This window comes from Staphylococcus devriesei, assembly GCF_002902625.1.
Classification (GTDB): Bacteria; Bacillota; Bacilli; order Staphylococcales; family Staphylococcaceae; genus Staphylococcus; species Staphylococcus devriesei.
Genome location: NZ_PPRG01000029.1, coordinates 1 through 20,986 on the forward strand (window position 1 = coordinate 1; position 20,986 = coordinate 20,986).

General features: G+C 33.0%; 18 protein-coding genes. 16 read left to right on the forward strand and 2 right to left on the reverse strand.

Annotated elements, in window-relative coordinates:
* Positions 1-963, reverse strand: a 963-nt coding sequence (locus CD147_RS04515) for a YfhO family protein (protein WP_169926897.1), incomplete at its 3' end; no start/stop codon positions are given.
* Positions 956-3,556, reverse strand: coding sequence for a YfhO family protein (locus CD147_RS04520; RefSeq protein ID WP_103166253.1), 2,601 nt, complete (start codon positions 3,554-3,556; stop codon positions 956-958). The genes CD147_RS04515 and CD147_RS04520, both read right to left, overlap by 8 nt.
* 242 nt (positions 3,557-3,798) lie before the next feature.
* Between CD147_RS04520 and ylqF the strand changes: the two genes are divergently transcribed.
* The 16 genes from ylqF (at position 3,799) to CD147_RS04600 (ending at position 20,986) form a co-directional block, all read left to right on the forward strand.
* The gene (gene ylqF, locus CD147_RS04525) at positions 3,799-4,683 is read left to right on the forward strand and encodes a ribosome biogenesis GTPase YlqF (RefSeq protein WP_103166254.1); all 885 of its coding nucleotides are present in this window, start codon (positions 3,799-3,801) and stop codon (positions 4,681-4,683) included.
* Entirely contained in the window at positions 4,667-5,434 is a 768-nt protein-coding gene (locus tag CD147_RS04530; protein WP_103166255.1) for a ribonuclease HII, read from the forward strand. The genes ylqF and CD147_RS04530 overlap by 17 nt, the downstream gene beginning before the upstream one ends.
* Positions 5,435-5,545: 111 nt before the next feature.
* On the forward strand, positions 5,546-6,712 hold the full coding sequence (gene sucC, locus CD147_RS04535; protein ID WP_103166256.1) for an ADP-forming succinate--CoA ligase subunit beta: 1,167 nt from the start codon (positions 5,546-5,548) through the stop codon (positions 6,710-6,712).
* A 21-nt stretch (positions 6,713-6,733) separates the two neighbouring features.
* Positions 6,734-7,639 carry a succinate--CoA ligase subunit alpha gene (gene sucD / locus CD147_RS04540; protein ID WP_103166257.1) on the forward strand — a complete coding sequence of 302 codons (906 nt, stop codon included), beginning with the start codon at positions 6,734-6,736 and terminating at the stop codon, positions 7,637-7,639.
* 288 nt (positions 7,640-7,927) lie between these two features.
* Entirely contained in the window at positions 7,928-8,791 is an 864-nt protein-coding gene (gene dprA, locus CD147_RS04545) for a DNA-processing protein DprA (protein WP_103166258.1), read from the forward strand.
* 198 nt (positions 8,792-8,989) lie between these two features.
* Entirely contained in the window at positions 8,990-11,059 is a 2,070-nt protein-coding gene (topA, locus tag CD147_RS04550) for a type I DNA topoisomerase (protein WP_103166259.1), read from the forward strand.
* A gap of 25 nt (positions 11,060-11,084) precedes the next feature.
* Positions 11,085-12,392, forward strand: coding sequence for an FADH(2)-oxidizing methylenetetrahydrofolate--tRNA-(uracil(54)-C(5))-methyltransferase TrmFO (gene trmFO, locus CD147_RS04555; RefSeq protein ID WP_103166260.1), 1,308 nt, complete (start codon positions 11,085-11,087; stop codon positions 12,390-12,392).
* Positions 12,393-12,534: 142 nt separating this feature from the next.
* Positions 12,535-13,428 carry a tyrosine recombinase XerC gene (xerC, locus tag CD147_RS04560; protein WP_103166261.1) on the forward strand — a complete coding sequence of 298 codons (894 nt, stop codon included), beginning with the start codon at positions 12,535-12,537 and terminating at the stop codon, positions 13,426-13,428.
* Positions 13,429-13,974, forward strand: coding sequence for an ATP-dependent protease subunit HslV (gene hslV / locus CD147_RS04565; RefSeq protein ID WP_103166262.1), 546 nt, complete (start codon positions 13,429-13,431; stop codon positions 13,972-13,974).
* 59 nt (positions 13,975-14,033) lie between these two features.
* Entirely contained in the window at positions 14,034-15,440 is a 1,407-nt protein-coding gene (gene hslU, locus CD147_RS04570; protein WP_103166263.1) for an ATP-dependent protease ATPase subunit HslU, read from the forward strand.
* A 21-nt stretch (positions 15,441-15,461) separates the two neighbouring features.
* Positions 15,462-16,235, forward strand: coding sequence for a GTP-sensing pleiotropic transcriptional regulator CodY (gene codY, locus CD147_RS04575; RefSeq protein ID WP_103166264.1), 774 nt, complete (start codon positions 15,462-15,464; stop codon positions 16,233-16,235).
* A gap of 261 nt (positions 16,236-16,496) precedes the next feature.
* Positions 16,497-17,285, forward strand: a complete 789-nt coding sequence (gene rpsB / locus CD147_RS04580; RefSeq protein WP_103166265.1) for a 30S ribosomal protein S2 — start codon at positions 16,497-16,499, stop codon at positions 17,283-17,285.
* Positions 17,286-17,548: 263 nt separating this feature from the next.
* On the forward strand, positions 17,549-18,427 hold the full coding sequence (tsf, locus tag CD147_RS04585) for a translation elongation factor Ts (RefSeq protein WP_103166266.1): 879 nt from the start codon (positions 17,549-17,551) through the stop codon (positions 18,425-18,427).
* Positions 18,428-18,562: 135 nt separating this feature from the next.
* The gene (gene pyrH / locus CD147_RS04590) at positions 18,563-19,285 is read left to right on the forward strand and encodes a UMP kinase (protein WP_103166267.1); all 723 of its coding nucleotides are present in this window, start codon (positions 18,563-18,565) and stop codon (positions 19,283-19,285) included.
* Between the two features lie 16 nt (positions 19,286-19,301).
* Entirely contained in the window at positions 19,302-19,856 is a 555-nt protein-coding gene (gene frr / locus CD147_RS04595; RefSeq protein WP_103166268.1) for a ribosome recycling factor, read from the forward strand.
* A gap of 359 nt (positions 19,857-20,215) precedes the next feature.
* Positions 20,216-20,986 (forward strand): isoprenyl transferase, encoded by a 771-nt coding sequence (locus tag CD147_RS04600; RefSeq protein WP_103166269.1) that lies wholly within the window; start codon positions 20,216-20,218, stop codon positions 20,984-20,986.

Consider the following 20,986-nt stretch of genomic DNA (forward strand, 5'->3'; position numbering starts at 1 on the left):
GTATTTATATAATTTGAAAGTTAATAACGCAACAAGCGCAACAAGTGTAATTGTAATATAAAAACCATTTGAGAATATATAATAGTTATTATTTGTTAAATCAGTAAATAATGAAATTTTAAAATCACTATTTTGCTGTCTATCATTATTTAAAAATGATGAGACACCTGTATAAAATCCCCAAATACTTGATAGCACAGCCAATAGTACTCCAATTGCGAGTAAATAGAATTTTTGCCAACGTGTAACTACATCATAGCGATAGTGGAAAATAATACGTAATATAAAATAAATGCCTAGCACAATCGCTTGATAGTAGCTAAAGTAAAAATTAGAAAACAGTGTTATTGCTACTGAGAAAATAAATAATCCAATTTTACGTTTTTGGAAAAATCGTTCCATGCCCCATAGTGATAAAGGTAAAAATATTAATAAATTACCATAAAATGACCATGTGAAGTTATAATAAAGTACAACGGTCGATAAGCCGTAGAGAATAGTCGCAATCATAAGTGGAGCGGGTTTTAATTTTAAATATCTAAAGTAGTAAAACGCGCAAATAAATGAAATTACACTACGTACATAGGCTACTATGAGTTGGTTTGTAGGCCAAAAACTTATATTGTGAGGATTCCAATTTAGTAAATGTTCACCTAACCAAATAATTAAAAAATTAAGCCACATAATTGGCGATAATGAGTAATAGTAAGCTAAGCCTTTAACATAGTCTCCCCCTAAACCAAACGAATGGTCGTAAAAACCTTTTAAATGAGTTATATGTTCATATAAATAGAGTTGAAATGGCATCATTTGTCTAAAGCCATCTCCGGAACCACTAAATACTATGCCATCTTTGATGAAATCCCGAATAAACGGATAATAGATAGTTAAGGTTAATAAATTGGCAACGATAAATATAAATCCAAAGGTCCATAACGGTCTCGTCCAAACTTTCTTAATCAATGTGCTTCCTCATCTTTCTTTTTGAATTGCTAAATCTAACAAATATAATACTTATAATGATACTTATTAATGAAATGATTATCATAGTATTCCAATAAGGTGGTTGGTATTTAATGACAATCTTTTTCGCGTCTTGGTTGACGGGCACGCCAGTCATCATGTAGTTAACCTTAATAGGTTGTACACGTTTGCCATCTACATAAGCGCGCATTCCATGTCGATATGGAATATTAATAGAAGCAATTCCTTTTTCATGATGTGCTAAATGAGCTTCTATACCATTTTTAATATCTTTATAGAATGAATTAAAATCGGCATTACGATGTGCCTGTTTAAGGGTAGCATAATTTTCACCATTTAATTGCTGTAAATTTAAATTAAATTCACCATCTGGAGATAAGGTAATGTTAATATTACCATTTCTATCTGGTTGAGTACGATAGAGCTGTGTGTCAACTCCAGTACGATAGGTCGAATTATTAAATAAACGGTGATTAGCATAATTGTTGATAGCAATAGTATAGTTACTGTCAGGCTGACCACGTTTAATCTTCATTGTGACATAGAAGTCTTGGTATTTTTCTCTTAGTCTCTTAGGAAGTTGTAATGTAATTGTTCCCCCTTTGCCACCAACGACTTTATATTTATTACCGCTCAAATGTTTTATATTTTTATATTTAATTGTAGTTTTAGATAATAAATTTTTAGTTCTATTCTTATATTTAGCGCCTTTACCCTCCATAATTAGACCATCTAACATTGCGTGTTCTCGATCAAGTGCAGTCGTTAAGTTCTGACTATTATATATATTATTTGTGACTTTTACAGATGGTAAATTAAGTTTATTTTCATATATTGTGTATTGCCCACTAGTTTTAATTTTTTGAAAATGAGCAGGTAAGTTACCTTGATAGTCTTTTAACATCATATAGCGAACCGAAAATAGACTAGCGATATTTTGGCGACCGTTGATAGATTGATAACGGCTTAATGATTCTTCAGCTAAATTTATTTTCAAAGCATCATAATAAAAATCGAGGATATTATGATGAAAGATACTTGAATATAAGCTAAGTCCTTTGAAATGTTGATACATCGGTGTATTATCTTGCTCGTTTACACGCCAGTCAATACGCTCATCTTCCCGTTTAGCATGATCCATTTCATTTACGAGTGAACGTTGTAAGTCAGAACTATAGAGACTTGAATTAATATAAAACGTATTTGCACGCTCTTGATGATCATTAAAGTAAATTTGATTTTTAATAAATACTGTCGAGACCATGATACTTAATAGAATAATTGATATACCATAAATATAGCTCAATTTAAGTCGATACTTTCTATCTTTTAAAATTAAGATAAATAAGCCAATCAATGAAACAATAGGTACAAGTACTAACCAAGCCACAAATTGATGATATGTGATTGCACTCGCGAAAATAATAATTTCGGCTACAATATTACTTAATACATATGATTTTATGCTTAAAGTCCTAAAATATTTAAGAAACAAACCAACAAGCATTACAGAATTAAATGCTAGGATAAAATGCCAACGTTTCTGAGGTGCAGAAAAACCATTAAATAGTTGGTCGATAAAAGGAATAAAATTAAATAGTATAAATACAATTGATAATAAAGCAAAAAAGCGATAATAAAAATGTTTGTAAAGTTTAAAACATAATAATGCTTGTAGCGTAATAAACAACAAGACAATTAAGTAATTATCGAAGAAGATATTCGTATTAATATTAAGCTTTTCAAAAGGTTGAACTTCACCATTAAAAGGAGCACGTCGATTATTTAAAAAGCTTTGAGCTCCATGAAAGAAGATAAATAAACTATTGCCTAAACCTAGTACTGCGCTAACGCCTAAGAATAATAGTGCTTTTCCACGTGAGATAGTATCTTTTCGATGTCTAAAGATAACTCTGATTAATATGTAACCTGCACCTATAAGTGTTAAATAATATGCGAAATAAAAATTATTGATAAAAGATAACGTGATGGTAAAAATGAATAATCCGAATTTCTGTTTTTGTAAGACTCTTTCAATAGATAAAAGTAATAATGGCATCCAAATAAACACATCACTAAAGAATGGCCAATATACAGTGAAGCGATAATATAAGGGCGACATAACAAATAAGAAAGACATAATTAAACTTAGCCAATGATTTTTAGTAATAAATTTACTATACAAATACGTACAATACATAGCAATACTAGCTTTTAATATTGATACTATAAGGGCATTGACCATCCAAAACATTAAGCTTTGAGTATGTAAAGAAATAAATGATTTTAAAATTATTATAATAATTACGTTAATGATAAATAGTAAATTTGTGGAAAAATAATAACTTAAATCTGTAAAGAAGTCTCCACCTAAACCGAAGTCAGTAGCATAAAATAGATTGCCTTGACTCCATTTATCAAATAAATACATTTGAATAGGAACCATTTGTTCCATACCATCATTTGGGCCTGTAAATAGTATCCCGTCATGAATAAATCGGTAAATAATATAGCTATGACCTAACAAAGATAACGCTAGGAATAAGCCGATAAATATAAATGTTTTTCTCATATTTATACCTCTAAAACAAAGTTTATTAATTTAAAACGATACAACACATTTAAATTGTAGGGGATAGGTGGGGCGATTAAAAGTAATTATACTTTTTAGATGATTTATTTATAACTATTTAATCACCTAATTAATGAATGATAAAATAGAAACAATTGATTTAGTTATAGTGGTTAGGTTTCTAATTTTCAAGTATAATCAAAAGGTTGAAATCGAATTAAATGAAAGTAAGGTGACAAATTATGGCAATACAATGGTATCCAGGACATATGGCGAAAGCTAAAAGAGAAGTAACTGAACAACTAAAAAAAGTAGATGTTGTGTTTGAATTAGTTGATGCGCGCATTCCTTATAGTTCTAGAAATCCGATGATTGACGATGTAATTAAACAAAAACCCCGCGTTGTTATTTTAAATAAAAAAGATATGTCAAATTTGAAAGAAATGCAGAAATGGGAAAGTTTCTTCATAGATAAGGGTTATTATCCCGTAGCGGTGGATGCAAAACATGGTAAAAATTTAAAAGGTGTAGAAGCAGCAGCGATTGAAGCTACTAAAGAGAAATTTGAAAAAGAGAAAGCCAAAGGTCTTAAACCCCGTGCAATTAGAGCTATGATTGTAGGTATCCCTAACGTTGGTAAATCTACCTTAATCAATAAATTAGCTAAGAAGAATATCGCACAAACTGGAAATAAACCAGGCGTAACTAAACAACAACAGTGGATTAAAGTAGGACAATCTTTACAACTATTAGATACGCCGGGAATTTTATGGCCTAAATTTGAAGATGAAACAGTAGGTAAGAAGCTAAGCTTAACGGGGGCAATCAAAGATAGTATTGTGCATCTAGATGAAGTAGCAATTTATGGGATGAATTTCCTAATAGAGCACGATATTGATGCGTTTAAACAACATTACAAAATAGATGTAGCAGAAGATGCTGAAATCTTAGAATGGTTTGATGCTATTGGACGTCGTCGAGGCCTTCTACAAAAAGGTAATGAAGTAGATTATGAAGCGGTAATTGAATTAATTATTAATGATATGCGTAACGCTAAAATTGGAACATACTGCTTTGATTTATATACGGAAATGAAGAGTGAAATAGATTATGACACTAACCATTAAGGAAGCGAAAGACTTCTTAGAAACCATTCAGTCTGTTGATGAGTTGAACCAACACGAATTAAATAATGATGAACGTAAAGGTATTCAACAGAGTATTAGTCGCCGTCGTAAACAATTATTAAAAGAGCAAGAAATGATTGAGCATTACAATTATATGAGTAAATATGAAAATATGTTACTTAAAGAAAACCCAGAAGCTTTAATTTGTGGTATAGATGAAGTTGGGCGAGGGCCTTTGGCAGGGCCGGTGGTAGCCTGCGCAGTAATATTAAATACAGGTCATAGTTTCTTAGGTTTAGATGATTCAAAAAAGTTATCAGCTACCAAACGTGAAAAGTTAAACATGCAACTTAAAGAAAATGTACTAGATTATGCTTATGGAATCGCAAGTCCTAAAGAGATAGATGAATTAAATATTTATAATGCAACGAAATTAGCTATGGAACGTGCTATAAAACAGCTTAAACAACAACCTAACTATTTACTTATTGATGCTATGAAATTAGATAACGACATTCCCCAAATATCAATTATTAAAGGCGATGCAAAGAGTGTGTCGATTGCAGCAGCTAGTGTTATGGCAAAAGAGTATAGGGATAAGCTAATGAAAGACTTAGCTAAGGAATATCCTGGTTATGATTTTGAAAAAAATGTAGGCTATGGTACCAAAACGCATTTGGAAGGATTAAGAAATTTAGGAATCACCCCTTCTCATCGCAAAAGTTTCGAGCCTATAAAGTCTATGTTGTAATTATTTGAATTTTAAATTTATTGGCAAAAGTGGAACACTTTCAGTTTACAATAGCGCTTTCATTTTCTATAATTGTAGATGAACTTAACCTAAGAAACAGGAGGATGGAAGATGAATATCCACGAGTATCAAGGTAAAGAAATATTTCGTTCAATGGGCGTAGCTGTTCCAGAAGGACGAGTTGCATTTACTGCTGAAGAAGCGGTGGACAAAGCGAAAGAATTGAATTCAGAGGTTTATGTGGTAAAAGCACAAATCCACGCTGGGGGTAGAGGTAAAGCAGGTGGAGTTAAAATTGCTAAGTCACTATCTGAAGTTGAAACTTACGCGAACGAATTATTAGGGAAACAATTAGTAACACATCAAACTGGTCCAGAAGGCAAAGAAATTAAACGTCTTTATATCGAAGAAGGTTGCGATATTCAAAAAGAATATTATGTAGGCTTTGTCATCGACCGTGCTACAGATCGAATTACTTTAATGGCCTCTGAAGAAGGTGGTACTGAAATTGAAGAAGTAGCAGCTAAAACACCAGAGAAAATATTTAAAGAAACAATCGATCCAGTGGTAGGTTTATCACCTTATCAAGCACGTCGAATTGCTTTTAACATTAATATTCCTAAAGAATCAATTAATAAAGCAGCTAAATTTTTAATTTCATTGTATAACGTATTCATTGAAAAAGATTGCTCAATTGTTGAAATTAATCCACTAGTGACTACTGGTGAAGGGGAAGTATTAGCATTAGATGCTAAGATTAATTTCGATGACAATGCTTTATTTAGACATAAAGATATTCAAGAATTACGTGATTTAGAAGAAGAAGATCCAAAAGAAATCGAAGCTTCTAAATACGACTTGTCATACATCGCATTAGATGGTGACATTGGTTGCATGGTTAATGGTGCCGGTTTAGCAATGGCAACTATGGATACAATCAATCATTTTGGTGGAAATCCAGCGAACTTCTTAGACGTAGGTGGCGGTGCTACTAAAGAAAAAGTTACCGAAGCATTTAAAATCATCTTAGGCGATGACAATGTTAAAGGTATCTTTGTAAATATTTTTGGTGGAATTATGAAATGCGACGTTATTGCCGAAGGTATTGTAGCAGCAGTTAAAGAAGTTGAATTAACTTTACCATTAGTTGTACGTTTAGAAGGTACAAACGTTGAACGCGGTAAAGAAATCTTAAACGATTCAGGATTAGCAATTGAACCAGCAGCAACAATGGCTGAAGGTGCACAAAAAATTGTTAAACTTGTTAAAGAAGCGTAAGGAAAGGATGGGAACACTAAGATGAGTGTATTTATAGATAAGAATACTAAAGTAATAGTACAAGGTATCACAGGGTCTACTGCCCTTTTCCATACAAAACAAATGCTTGATTATGGTACACAAATTGTCGCAGGGGTAACACCAGGTAAAGGTGGACAAGTTGTAGAAGGTGTACCAGTATATAACACTGTAGCAGAAGCTAAGGAAGAAACTGGTGCTAACGTATCGGTTGTTTATGTGCCAGCTCCATTTGCAGCAGATTCTATTTTAGAAGCTGCTGATGCAGAATTAGATATGGTCATTTGTATTACTGAACATATTCCAGTAGTAGACATGGTTAAAGTTAAACGTTATTTAGAAGGTAAAAAAACACGTCTAGTTGGACCAAACTGTCCAGGCGTAATTACTGCAGATGAATGTAAAATTGGTATTATGCCAGGATATATTCATAAAAAAGGCCATGTAGGTGTTGTATCTCGTTCAGGTACATTAACTTATGAAGCTGTACACCAATTAACTGAAGAAGGTATCGGTCAAACGACTGCAGTAGGTATTGGTGGAGACCCAGTAAATGGTACAAACTTTATTGATGTTCTTAAAGAATTTAATGAAGATGAAGATACTAAAGCAGTAGTAATGATCGGCGAAATCGGTGGTACTGCTGAAGAAGAAGCGGCTGAATGGATTAAAGCAAATATGACTAAACCTGTAGTAGGATTCGTTGGAGGTCAAACTGCCCCTCCAGGTAAACGTATGGGCCACGCAGGTGCAATTATTTCTGGTGGTAAAGGTACTGCACCTGAAAAAATTAAAACATTAAATGAATGTGGCGTTAAAACTGCAGATACACCTTCGGAGATTGGTACTACTTTAATTGAAGCAGCTAAAGAAGCTGGAATATACGAACAACTATTAACAGTTAAATAATATAAAATTAGCTAGTATTAGGCTGGGGCATTGATTTGAAAATGTCCCAGCTTTTAATGTGTCAAAAACTAATACAATTAAATATGTGTTAAAACGTTCTTCTAGCTTTTTAAAATACTTTTGAGTTGAGTAGATAATTTAAAGATAAGTAAATAAAAAGGTTAACATAAGTATAGTAAGTAAAATACTTATTAAAATTAGATTTAATTTTAAGAGGTTTTGTAGAAAAACTGAAATGTCACTCCAGATATTTAACGATATAATTATCTAAAAGGAGAAGACAATATAATGAATAATGACCATTTATTATTAAAGATGATATGGGCTGGTTATTCAACCCAACAAGTGCATCATCTTTTGAAATTAAATCCAGAACTTTTAACTTATTCCTATAGAGATCAGTTAGATACTTTAAAGACCTGGGAGCAGCTATACAGTCATAAGAAATTAATAGATTATGTTAGTAACCTTGAAGTTAATAAAATCTTAACTTATTTAAAAAGCCACAATATTAATTACCTAACTTCATTTAATTCCTTATATCCTTCCTTACTCAAAGAAATTTATGATTATCCTTTGATACTATTTTACAGAGGCAACCCCCGATTATTTAACACGACATATACTTTAGGCGTAGTTGGTTCACGTAACGCCACCACTTACTCTGCTGATGCACTCCGATATTTGTTTTCGCACTTTCCTATAGATCCCCCACTAACTATTATTTCTGGACTTGCTATTGGAGCCGATAGTCTGGCTCATTACTATGCGTTAAAATATAGTCTTCCTACGATAGCAGTTCTAGGTTATGGCCACTTAAAACATTACCCTAAAGAAACTTGGAAATTACGCAATATAATTGAAGAAAAAGGGTTAGTTATCAGTGAATATCCTCCTTTTAAAAATATAGCAAGATATCACTTTCCACAACGTAATCGTTTGATTAGTGGCCTTTCACGAGGTGTACTGATTACAGAAGCAAGAATTAAGAGTGGTAGTCAAATTACCATTGATTGTGCAATCGAACAAAATAGAAACGTTTATGTGTTACCAGGCTCAATGTTTAACCCTCTCACTAAAGGAAATTTGTTGAGAGCACAAGAGGGTGCTATGATTGTTTCAGAAGCTGAAGATATTTTATGCGACTATTAATATTAGTTATTTCTACAACACCTTTATCCTAATAAAATTGGTATTTCTCTATAAGAAGTATATAGTTATTTTATATTTGAGAAATTAATTTATTTTTCAATTAGAAAAGGAAGGCAATAGAATTTAATTATTGACAAAAACAAAATTGACCGTTTATCATTTATCTTTAGTAACTGAAAAAGCAAGGGGGAATTCACTTTGGCAGATAATTTAGTCATAGTTGAGTCGCCTGCAAAAGCTAAAACCATCGAAAAGTATTTAGGTAAAAAATATAAAGTTATAGCTTCTATGGGGCATGTACGTGACTTACCAAGAAGTCAAATGGGTGTCGATGTAGAAGATAATTACGAACCAAAATATATAACAATACGCGGTAAAGGGCCGGTCGTTAAAGACTTAAAAAAATATGCAAAGAAAGCTAAAAAAGTATTTCTTGCAAGTGACCCCGACCGTGAGGGTGAAGCGATTGCTTGGCATTTATCAAAAATATTAGAACTTGATGATTCAAAAGAAAACAGAGTTGTTTTTAATGAAATAACAAAAGAAGCAGTTAAAGAAAGCTTTAAACATCCAAGAGATATTGAAATGGATTTAGTAGATGCACAACAAGCGCGTCGTATTTTAGATAGATTAGTTGGTTATAACATTTCTCCAGTATTATGGAAAAAAGTTAAAAAAGGCTTGTCAGCAGGACGTGTTCAATCAGTCGCATTAAGATTAGTTATTGATAGAGAAAACGAGATTCGCAACTTTAAACCAGAAGAATATTGGTCAATAGAAGGCGAATTTAGATATAAAAAATCAAAATTTAGTGCTAAATTTTTACATTATAAAAATAAGCCTCATAAATTAAAAAATAAAAAAGACGTAGAAAAGATTATGGCCGAACTTAATGGTGATGAATTTGAAATCACTAATGTTAATAAGAAAGAAAAAACTAGACAACCGGCGAATCCTTTTACTACTTCTACATTACAACAAGAAGCGGCTCGTAAATTAAATTTTAAGGCCCGTAAAACAATGATGCTTGCTCAACAACTATACGAGGGTATCGACCTTAAAAGACAAGGTACAGTAGGTTTAATTACTTATATGCGTACTGATTCAACACGTATCTCTCAAACAGCTAAAGATGAAGCTAAAAACTATATTCAAGATAAATATGGTAATGATTATGTTTCTAATAGAACAACTAAAGGTAAACAAGGGGATCAAGACGCTCACGAAGCGATTCGGCCATCAAGTACGTTACGTACACCAGAAGAAATGAAAGCATTCTTAACTAGAGATCAACATCGTTTATATAAATTAATTTGGGAACGATTTGTAGCTAGTCAAATGGCTCCAGCAATTTTAGACACCGTTGCTTTAGATGTCACACAAAACGACATTAAATTCAGAGCAAACGGTCAGACTATTAAATTTAAAGGCTTTATGACTTTATACGTAGAAACAAAAGACGATAAAGAAAATGATAAAGAGAATAAATTACCAAATTTAAGTGAGGGCGATAAAGTTACAGCAACTCAGATTGAACCTGCACAACATTTCACACAACCGCCTCCACGTTACACTGAGGCTCGTCTAGTTAAAACGTTAGAAGAGTTGAAGATTGGTCGACCTTCAACGTACGCGCCTACTATTGATACTATTCAAAAACGAAATTACGTTAAACTAGAAAGCAAACGTTTTGTACCTACTGAATTAGGTGAAATCGTGTATGAACAAGTTAAAGATTATTTCCCTGAAATCATTGATGTGGAATTCACAGTTAATATGGAAACATTATTAGATAAGATTGCAGAAGGAGATATTGGTTGGAGAAAAGTAATCGATAATTTCTACGGTAGTTTTAAATTAGATGTTGAACGTGCTGAGGAAGAAATGGAAAAAGTAGAAATTAAAGATGAACCTGCCGGAGAAGATTGCGAAGTATGTGGTTCGCCAATGGTTATTAAAATGGGACGCTATGGTAAATTCATGGCATGTTCTAACTTCCCAGACTGTAGAAATACTAAAGCAATTGTGAAAACAATAGGCGTGACATGTCCAAAATGTAAAGATGGAGATGTAGTAGAAAGAAAGTCTAAGAAAAATAGATTGTTCTATGGTTGTTCAAACTATCCAGAATGCGACTTTATTTCATGGGATAAACCAGTTGGTCGTGATTGTCCAAAATGTAATCATTATCTTATGGAACATAAAAAAGGACGAAGCTCCCAAGTTATTTGTTCAAATTGTGATTATAAGGAAGAAACTCAAAAATAGATAAATTATTTTAAGGAGGGGGATTATGAATCAACCTGTTAATGTAGTAGGTGCAGGGCTAGCCGGATCGGAAGCAGCATATCAATTAGCTCAGCGTGGTATAAAAGTTAATTTAATTGAAATGCGACCTGTTAAACAAACACCAGCTCACCATACTGATAAATTTGCTGAACTTGTATGTTCGAATTCATTACGTGGTAATGCACTTACAAATGGAGTAGGCGTACTAAAAGAAGAAATGCGCCGTTTAGATTCATTAATTATTGCTGCTGCTGATAAAGCAAGAGTACCAGCGGGCGGAGCACTTGCAGTAGATAGACATGATTTTTCTGGCTATATTACTGAAACGTTAAGAAATCACCCTAACGTTACTGTATTAAATGAAGAAATTCCCAGTATTCCAGATGGTTATACAATTATCGCCACTGGGCCACTAACAACTGAAAATTTAGCCAAAGAAATTGTAGATATTACTGGTAAAGATCAATTGTACTTTTATGATGCGGCAGCACCAATTATTGAAAAAGACTCAATTGATATGGATAAAGTGTATTTGAAATCACGCTATGACAAAGGCGAAGCAGCTTACTTAAACTGTCCTATGACAGAAGAGGAATTCAACCGTTTTTATGACGCAGTATTAGCTGCTGAAGTAGCACCAGTTAATGAATTTGAAAAAGAAAAATACTTTGAAGGTTGCATGCCGTTTGAAGTGATGGCGGAACGCGGTCGTAAAACACTATTATTTGGTCCCATGAAACCTGTAGGTCTTGAAGATCCTAAAACAGGAAAACGACCATTTGCAGTAGTTCAATTAAGACAAGATGACGCTGCTGGTACTTTATATAATATCGTTGGTTTCCAAACTCATTTAAAATGGGGAGCACAAAAAGAAGTTATTCAATTAATTCCAGGTTTGGAAAATGTAGACATCGTCAGATATGGTGTTATGCATAGAAATACATTTATTAATTCTCCGGACGTATTAAATGAAAAATATGAATTAATCAATGACAAAAGAATTCAATTTGCAGGGCAAATGACTGGAGTCGAAGGATACGTCGAAAGTGCAGCAAGTGGACTTGTTGCAGGTATTAACTTAGCTCATAAAATTCAAGGCAAAGGCGAAGTGATTTTTCCAAGAGAAACAATGATAGGAAGTATGGCTTATTACATTTCTCATGCTAAAAATGAAAAGAACTTCCAACCTATGAATGCTAACTTTGGCTTATTGCCTTCGCTTGAAAAACGCATTAAAGATAAAAAAGAACGCTATGAAACACAGGCTAATAAAGCCTTAGAATATTTAGAAAACTATAAAAAAACTCTATAACTTTATAAAATAATTAAATCAATTTTGTAAAAATTATTTCGATATTTTGAATAATTCTCAAAAGATTTTGAATTCTATAGCTAATTATTTTAGTCCCCTTTATGTTATATGCTACAATGCATATGATGGAGGGGATTTTTAAGTGAAAGAAATCCAAGAGATATTTTTAAATATGCTCAAAGTTGAAAGAAATTTCTCTGCCCATACGCTTAAGTCATATCATGACGACTTAATACAATTTAATCATTTTTTAGATCAAGAATTATTAAATTTAAAAACATTCGAGTATAAAGATGCAAGAAATTACTTAAGCTTTTTATATTCACAAAATTTGAAACGTACCACTGTATCTAGAAAAATTTCGACATTAAGAACGTTCTATGAATTTTGGATGACACAAGATGAATCAATAATTAATCCTTTTGTGCAGTTAGTACATCCTAAAAAAGAACAATACTTACCTCAATTTTTCTATGAAGAAGAGATGGAAGAGTTATTTAAAACTGTAGCAAAGGACTCTAAAAAAGGTTTACGTGATAGAGTTATCTTAGAATTACTTTATGCTACAGGGATACGTGTTTCAGAGCTAGTAAATATAAAATTAAGTGATATCGATATGTCCTTACCTGGTGTGAAGGTATTGGGAAAGGGTAATAAAGAGCGTTTTGTTCCTTTCGGAGAGTTTTGTCGCCAAAGTATTGAACAATATTTAAATGAGTTTAAACCTGTTCAACACGCGCGACATTCTTTTTTGATTGTAAATATGAAAGGTGAAGCGATAACTGAAAGAGGAGTTAGACATGTACTTAATGATATAGTGAAACGTACAGCTGGTGTCACAGATATCCATCCTCATAAGCTAAGACACACATTCGCTACGCATTTACTTAATCAAGGTGCAGACTTAAGAACCGTTCAGTCTCTATTAGGACATGTGAATCTTTCTACAACAGGAAAGTATACACATGTATCTAATCAACAATTACGAAAAGTGTATTTAAATGCACATCCTCGAGCAAAAAAGGAGAGTAAATAAATGAGTAATACATCACTACATGCTACAACAATTTATGCCGTTAGACACAATGGTGAAGCAGCAATGGCTGGCGATGGCCAAGTTACACTTGGTGAACAAGTCATTATGAAACAAACTGCCCGTAAAGTGAGAAGGCTATATGAAGGTAAGGTTTTAGCTGGCTTTGCTGGAAGTGTAGCTGATGCGTTTACTTTATTTGAGAAGTTTGAAACTAAGTTACAACAATTTAGCGGTAACCTAGAACGCGCCGCAGTTGAACTTGCTCAAGAATGGCGTGGAGATAAGCAATTACGTCAACTTGAAGCTATGTTAATTGTTATGGATAAAGACGCGATATTAGTTGTAAGCGGTACTGGCGAAGTGATAGCACCTGACGATGATCTTATTGCTATTGGTTCAGGAGGTAACTATGCCTTAAGTGCTGGTAGAGCATTAAAACGCCATGCCTCTCAAATGTCAGCTAAAGAAATGGCATATGAAAGTTTAAAGGTAGCATCAGATATTTGCGTCTTCACAAATGATAATATTATCGTGGAAACGCTATAATTTTCTGCAAAAGAGAAATGAATAGAAATGGACATACATTTAGTTGGAGGTAAACATTGATGGATGCAATCGGTATAAAATTAACACCTAAAGATATCGTATCTAAATTGAATGAATACATTGTTGGTCAAGACGACGCTAAACGTAAAGTAGCTATCGCATTAAGAAATAGATATAGAAGAAGCCTTCTTGACGAAGAAACTAAACAAGAAATCGCACCTAAAAATATTTTAATGATTGGCCCAACAGGTGTAGGTAAGACTGAAATAGCACGACGCATGGCTAAAATTGTAGGAGCTCCTTTCATTAAAGTGGAAGCAACTAAATTTACTGAAGTAGGTTATGTTGGACGTGATGTTGAAAGCATGGTAAGAGATTTAGTTGATGTTGCAGTAAGATTAGTGAAAGACCAAAAGAAAGCACTAGTTAAAGATGAGGCAATTAATAAAGCTAATGAAAAATTAGTAAAATTATTAGTTCCTAGCATGAAGAAAAAGGCATCACAAAATAATAATCCACTTGAGTCTTTATTAGGAGGTGCTATTCCTAACTTTAATAATAATAATGAAGAAGAGGAAGAAGAAGCACCTACTGAAGAAATCAAAACGAAACGCTCTGAAATTAAACAACAACTTTTAGAGGGTAAACTTGAAGAAGAGAAAGTTAAAATTAAAGTAGAGCAAGATCCAGGCGCTCTAGGTATGCTTGGTACTAACCAAAACCAACAAATGCAAGATATGATGAACCAATTAATGCCTAAACGTAAGGTTGAACGTGAAGTGCCAGTGAAAACTGCGCGTAAAGTTTTAGCTGATGACTTTGCTGACGAATTGATAGATCAAGAAACAGCAAATCAAGAAGCTTTAGAATTAGCTGAACAAATGGGTATCATCTTTATCGATGAAATTGATAAAGTAGCAACAAATAATTCTAATAGTGGACAAGATGTTTCTAGACAAGGTGTTCAAAGAGATATCTTGCCGATTCTCGAAGGTAGCGTGATTCAAACTAAATATGGTACTGTAAATACTGAACACATGCTATTTATCGGTGCGGGGGCTTTCCATGTTTCCAAACCAAGTGATTTGATTCCAGAGTTACAAGGACGTTTTCCAATTAGAGTTGAGCTTGAAAGCTTAACAGTTAATGATTTTTATAGAATACTGACAGAGCCTAAGTTATCACTTATCAAACAATACGAGGCTCTACTTAATACTGAAAATGTAACTGTGAACTTCTCAGAGGAAGCGATTACAAGATTAGCTGAAATAGCCTATCAAGTAAATCAGGACACTGATAATATTGGTGCACGTCGTTTACACACTATTTTAGAAAAAATGCTTGAAGATTTATCGTATGAAGCACCAAGTATGCCGAATGCGGTTGTAGATATAACGCCACAGTATGTTGATGATAAGTTGAAATCTATTTCAACTAATAAAGATTTAAGTGCATTTATCTTATAATATATATAAAGGAGAAATTTTATGAGCTTATTATCTAAAACTAGAGAACTTAACACATTATTACAAAAACATAAGGGCATTGCGGTAGATTTTAAAGACGTTGCTCAAACTATCAGTAATGTTACAGTAACAAATGTATTTATTGTTTCGCGTAGAGGCAAAATCTTAGGTTCAAGTTTAAATGAACTTTTAAAAAGTGAAAGAATTAATGAAATGTTAGAAAGTAAGCACATTCCAAGTGAATATACTGAATTATTAATGGACGTTAAACAAACAGAATCTAACATTAATATTGATAACGAATTAACTGTATTTCCACCTGAAGACAGAGATACATTTACTAGCAGCCGTACTACAGTCTTTCCGATTCTTGGTGGAGGAGAAAGATTAGGTACATTAGTACTTGGCCGTGTTAAAGACGACTTCAACGAAAATGATTTAGTTCTTGGTGAGTATGCGGCAACAGTTATCGGTATGGAAATTTTACGTGAAAAACATAACGAAGTAGAAAAAGAAGCACGCGATAAAGCGGCTATTACAATGGCAATCAACTCACTTTCATATTCAGAAAAAGAAGCTATTGAGCACATCTTCGAAGAATTAGGTGGTAACGAAGGTTTACTTATCGCTTCTAAAGTAGCAGATAGAGTCGGCATCACACGTTCAGTAATTGTAAATGCATTACGTAAATTAGAAAGTGCAGGTGTGATTGAATCACGATCCTTAGGTATGAAAGGTACTTTCATTAAAGTTAAAAAAGAAAAATTCTTAGATGAACTAGAACGCAATAAATAATGTTAAGAGTCAGTGAATGATATTATTTCAACATATATAGTGAACTGCTGAAGATAAAATTCTCATCAGCAGTTTTTATTCTGATTAAGTTGAAATTAGTAATAAAATAAATGATTGCACTATAAGCAGTTATATGATAATATTATTGACGGCTATAAAGCCAATACACACATAATAAATGTATATATAAAGGGTGCAATAAAATATTGTCTTTATATTAGTTTATTGTGGAGGTAAATAACCAATAGGAGGAATTTTATTATGGCAGTAATTTCAATGAAACAATTACTAGAAGCCGGTGTTCACTTCGGTCACCAAACACGCCGTTGGAACCCAAAAATGAAAAAATACATCTTCACTGAAAGAAATGGTATCTATATCATTGACTTACAAAAAACAGTGAAAAAAGTTGAAGAAGCTTATAACTTCATTAAACAAGTATCAGAAGATGGCGGTAAAGTCTTATTCGTTGGTACTAAAAAACAAGCACAAGAATCAGTTAAAGCTGAAGCAGAACGTGCTGGACAATTCTACGTTAACCAAAGATGGTTAGGCGGAATTTTAACTAACTATAAAACAATTTCTAAACGTATTAAACGTATTTCTGAAATCGAAAAGATGGAAGAAGACGGTTTATTCGACGTTTTACCTAAAAAAGAAGTTGTTGAACTTAAAAAAGAATATGACCGTTTAATCAAATTCTTAGGCGGTATTCGTGATATGAAATCTATGCCTCAAGCAATCTTTGTTGTTGACCCTCGTAAAGAGCGTAACGCAATTGCTGAAGCACATAAATTAAATATTCCAATCGTTGGTATTGTTGACACTAACTGTGATCCAGATGAAATTGATTACGTTATCCCAGCAAACGATGATGCTATTCGTGCCGTTAAATTATTAACTGGTAAAATGGCTGATGCTGTCTTAGAAGGTCAACAAGGTATTTCTAACGATGAAGTAGCTGCAGAACAAAACATCGATTTAGATGAAAAAGAAGATACTCAAAAAGCAGAATCAACTGAAGACAATACTACTGTTGAATCAAACTAAGATATAGTTTAAATGGGTGATAAGATGTAATGCTTATCGCCCTTTTTTCTAACAATTAATTAAATGATTAAATTTAGATAATTGACTTAATACTTTAAATGCTACCGCTTTATAAAGCGTCATTTTAACTAAAAGAGTAAAATCATCTCTAAGGATAAAAACAACTAAAAAATAATAATAGAGTATTGGAAATTATAGTGCCTTTAATGGTAATATTTAGGTATCATCTATTATTACAATTATAAATATTGGAGGAATAATTAATGGCAATTTCAGCAAAACTTGTTAAAGAATTACGTGAAAGAACTGGCGCTGGTATGATGGATTGTAAAAAAGCGCTAACTGAAACTGATGGTGACATCGATAAAGCGATTGATTACTTACGTGAAAAAGGTATCGCTAAAGCAGCTAAAAAAGCTGACCGTATCGCAGCTGAAGGTTTAGTACATGTAGAAGTAAAAGGTAATGAAGCTGCTATCGTTGAAATTAACTCTGAAACAGACTTCGTTGCTCGTAATGAAGGGTTCCAAGAATTAGTTAAAGAAATTGCTAACCAAATTCTTGAAAGTAAAGCTGAAACAGTTGAAGCTTTATTAGAAACTAAATTATCAAACGGTAAAACAGTTGACGAAAGAATGAAAGAAGCTATCTCAACTATCGGTGAAAAATTAAGCATTCGTCGTTTCGAAATTAGAACTAAATCAGATAACGATGCATTCGGCGCTTACTTACACATGGGTGGACGTATTGGCGTATTAACTGTTGTTGAAGGTTCTTCTGATGAAGAAGCAGCTAAAGATGTTGCTATGCACATCGCGGCAATTAGCCCTAAATATGTTTCTTCAGATCAAGTAAGTGAAGATGAAATCAACCACGAAAGAGAAGTATTAAAACAACAAGCATTAAATGAAGGTAAACCTGAAAATATCGTTGAAAAAATGGTAGAAGGTCGTTTACGTAAATATCTTCAAGAAATTTGTGCAGTTGACCAAAACTTTGTTAAAGATCCAGATCAAACAGTTGAAGCTTTCTTAAAATCTAAAGGTGGAAAACTTGTTGACTTCGTACGTTATGAAGTAGGCGAAGGAATGGAAAAACGTGAAGAAAACTTCGCTGATGAAGTTAAAGGACAAATGAAATAATCTGTCAACATTATTAAACAAGAAAGAAGGCACCTTTGAGGTTTTCTACTATAAAGTTTACTTTATGTTAGGAGACGCGTCTGTGTCTTCTTTACTTGTATAATTACATATTTTTACAATAGAGAGGAAAAAACAATGGCGCAAACTTCTAAATATAAACGTGTAGTATTAAAACTTAGTGGTGAAGCACTTGCTGGTGATAAAGGCTTCGGTATTAATCCAATTATCATTAAAAGTGTAGCGGAACAAGTTGCTGAAGTAGCTAAAATGGACTGTGAAATTGCTGTAATCGTCGGTGGCGGTAATATTTGGAGAGGTAAAACTGGTAGTGATTTAGGCATGGACCGTGGAACAGCTGATTACATGGGCATGCTTGCTACTGTTATGAATGCTCTAGCATTACAAGATAGTTTAGAACAATTAGAATGTGATACACGCGTATTAACTTCAATTGAAATGAAACAAGTTGCTGAACCATATATTCGTCGTCGTGCTATCCGACACTTAGAAAAGAAACGTGTAGTTATTTTTGCAGCAGGTATCGGTAATCCATATTTCTCTACAGACACAACTGCAGCTTTACGTGCAGCAGAAGTAGAAGCTGATGTTATATTGATGGGTAAAAATAATGTTGATGGCGTTTATTCAGCAGACCCTAAAGTAGATAGTAACGCAGTTAAATATGAGCATTTAACACATATCCAAATGTTACAAGAAGGTCTACAAGTTATGGATTCAACTGCGTCATCATTCTGCATGGATAATAATATTCCTTTAAATGTCTTCTCAATTATGGAAGAAGGAAATATTAAGCGTGCAGTAATGGGCGAAAAAATAGGTACATTAATAACTAAATAACTAGAGGTGTAAAATTATGAGTGACATTATTCAAGATACTAAGGCTAGAATGAGTAAATCTATTGATAACTTATCTCGTGAATTAGCTAATATTAGCGCGGGTAGAGCCAATTCAAATTTATTGAGCGGCGTTACAGTTGACTACTATGGTGCGCCAACACCTGTTCAACAATTAGCAAGTATCAATGTTCCCGAAGCACGTTTATTAGTCATTTCTCCATATGATAAATCATCTGTTTCAGATATTGAAAAAGCAATCAATGCTGCTAACTTAGGCGTTAATCCAACTAGTGATGGTGAAGTTATTCGCATAACAGTACCTGCATTAACAGAAGAACGTCGTAAAGAATTAGTGAAAAACGTTAAAAAAATTGGTGAAGATGCTAAAGTTTCTATTCGTAATATCCGTCGTGACATCAATGACCAATTGAAAAAAGATGAAAAAAATGGCGACATTACTGAAGATGATTTAAGAAGTCAAACAGAAGATGTTCAAAAAGCGACAGACAATTCAATTAAAGAAATTGATCAACTAGTTGAAGATAAAGAAAAAGATATTATGTCTGTCTAATGAAACCGCCAGTAACATTTAATTTTTAATAATGGGTAAGAGTTTTGAACAAATATGTTTAGAATTTAGCAAAGACCAAAGCTTTGTTAAAGTACAAAATTAGCCTTAAAGTTTTGTCAAAACAAAGAGTGAGATTTGGCTTAAATTCTACTTATGAGAAGCCTTAAATTGGTTTTTCAAAGTATAAACTATTGGTTTCACGGCTCAATAAATTATTTTAGTCTAAACTGTACCAATTCAGACTTTGGTACAGTTTTTTAATTTGCTTATTCAATGCCATTATCGAGTATGATAAAATGATAGATGATTTATTAATAATTAATATAATAACAGAGATGATCAGGCTCGGAGGAAAGACCATGTTTAAAAAGCTAATAAAAAGAAATAAGACTAAAATCAGTCAGAACGATGATTTAGATGTACATAATTTACCTGAACATGTAGCGATTATCATGGACGGAAATGGACGTTGGGCTAAAAAGCGTAAAATGCCAAGAATCAAAGGTCACTATGAAGGTATGCAAACAATCAAGAAAGTAACTCGAGAGGCTAGCGATTTAGGTATTAAATATTTAACTTTATACGCTTTTTCAACTGAAAATTGGTCTAGACCTGAAAATGAAGTTAATTATATCATGAATTTACCTGTTAATTTTTTAAAAACTTTTCTACCAGAACTAATAGAAAAAAATGTTCAAATAGAAACCATTGGATTTTTAGATGCAGTACCTCAATCAACGATTGAAGCTATAGAACATGCCAAAGCGAAAACTAAAGATAACACAGGGTTGAAATTAATATTTGCCATTAATTATGGTGGACGAGCTGAACTTGTTCAAAGTATGAAATCAATTTATGATGAGCTTCAAAATAATGGTCAAACTAGTGACGACATCGAGGAATCAATGATAACGAAACATTTAATGACGCATCCATACCCAGATCCTGAATTATTAATTCGTACTTCTGGAGAACAACGTATTAGTAATTTCCTTATTTGGCAAACTTCTTATAGTGAATTTATCTTTAATGAGAAGTTATGGCCAGACTTTGATGGTGAAGAATTCAGAAAATGTTTAAAAATATATCAATCTCGCCAAAGACGCTTTGGAGGATTAAGTAAGGAGTAG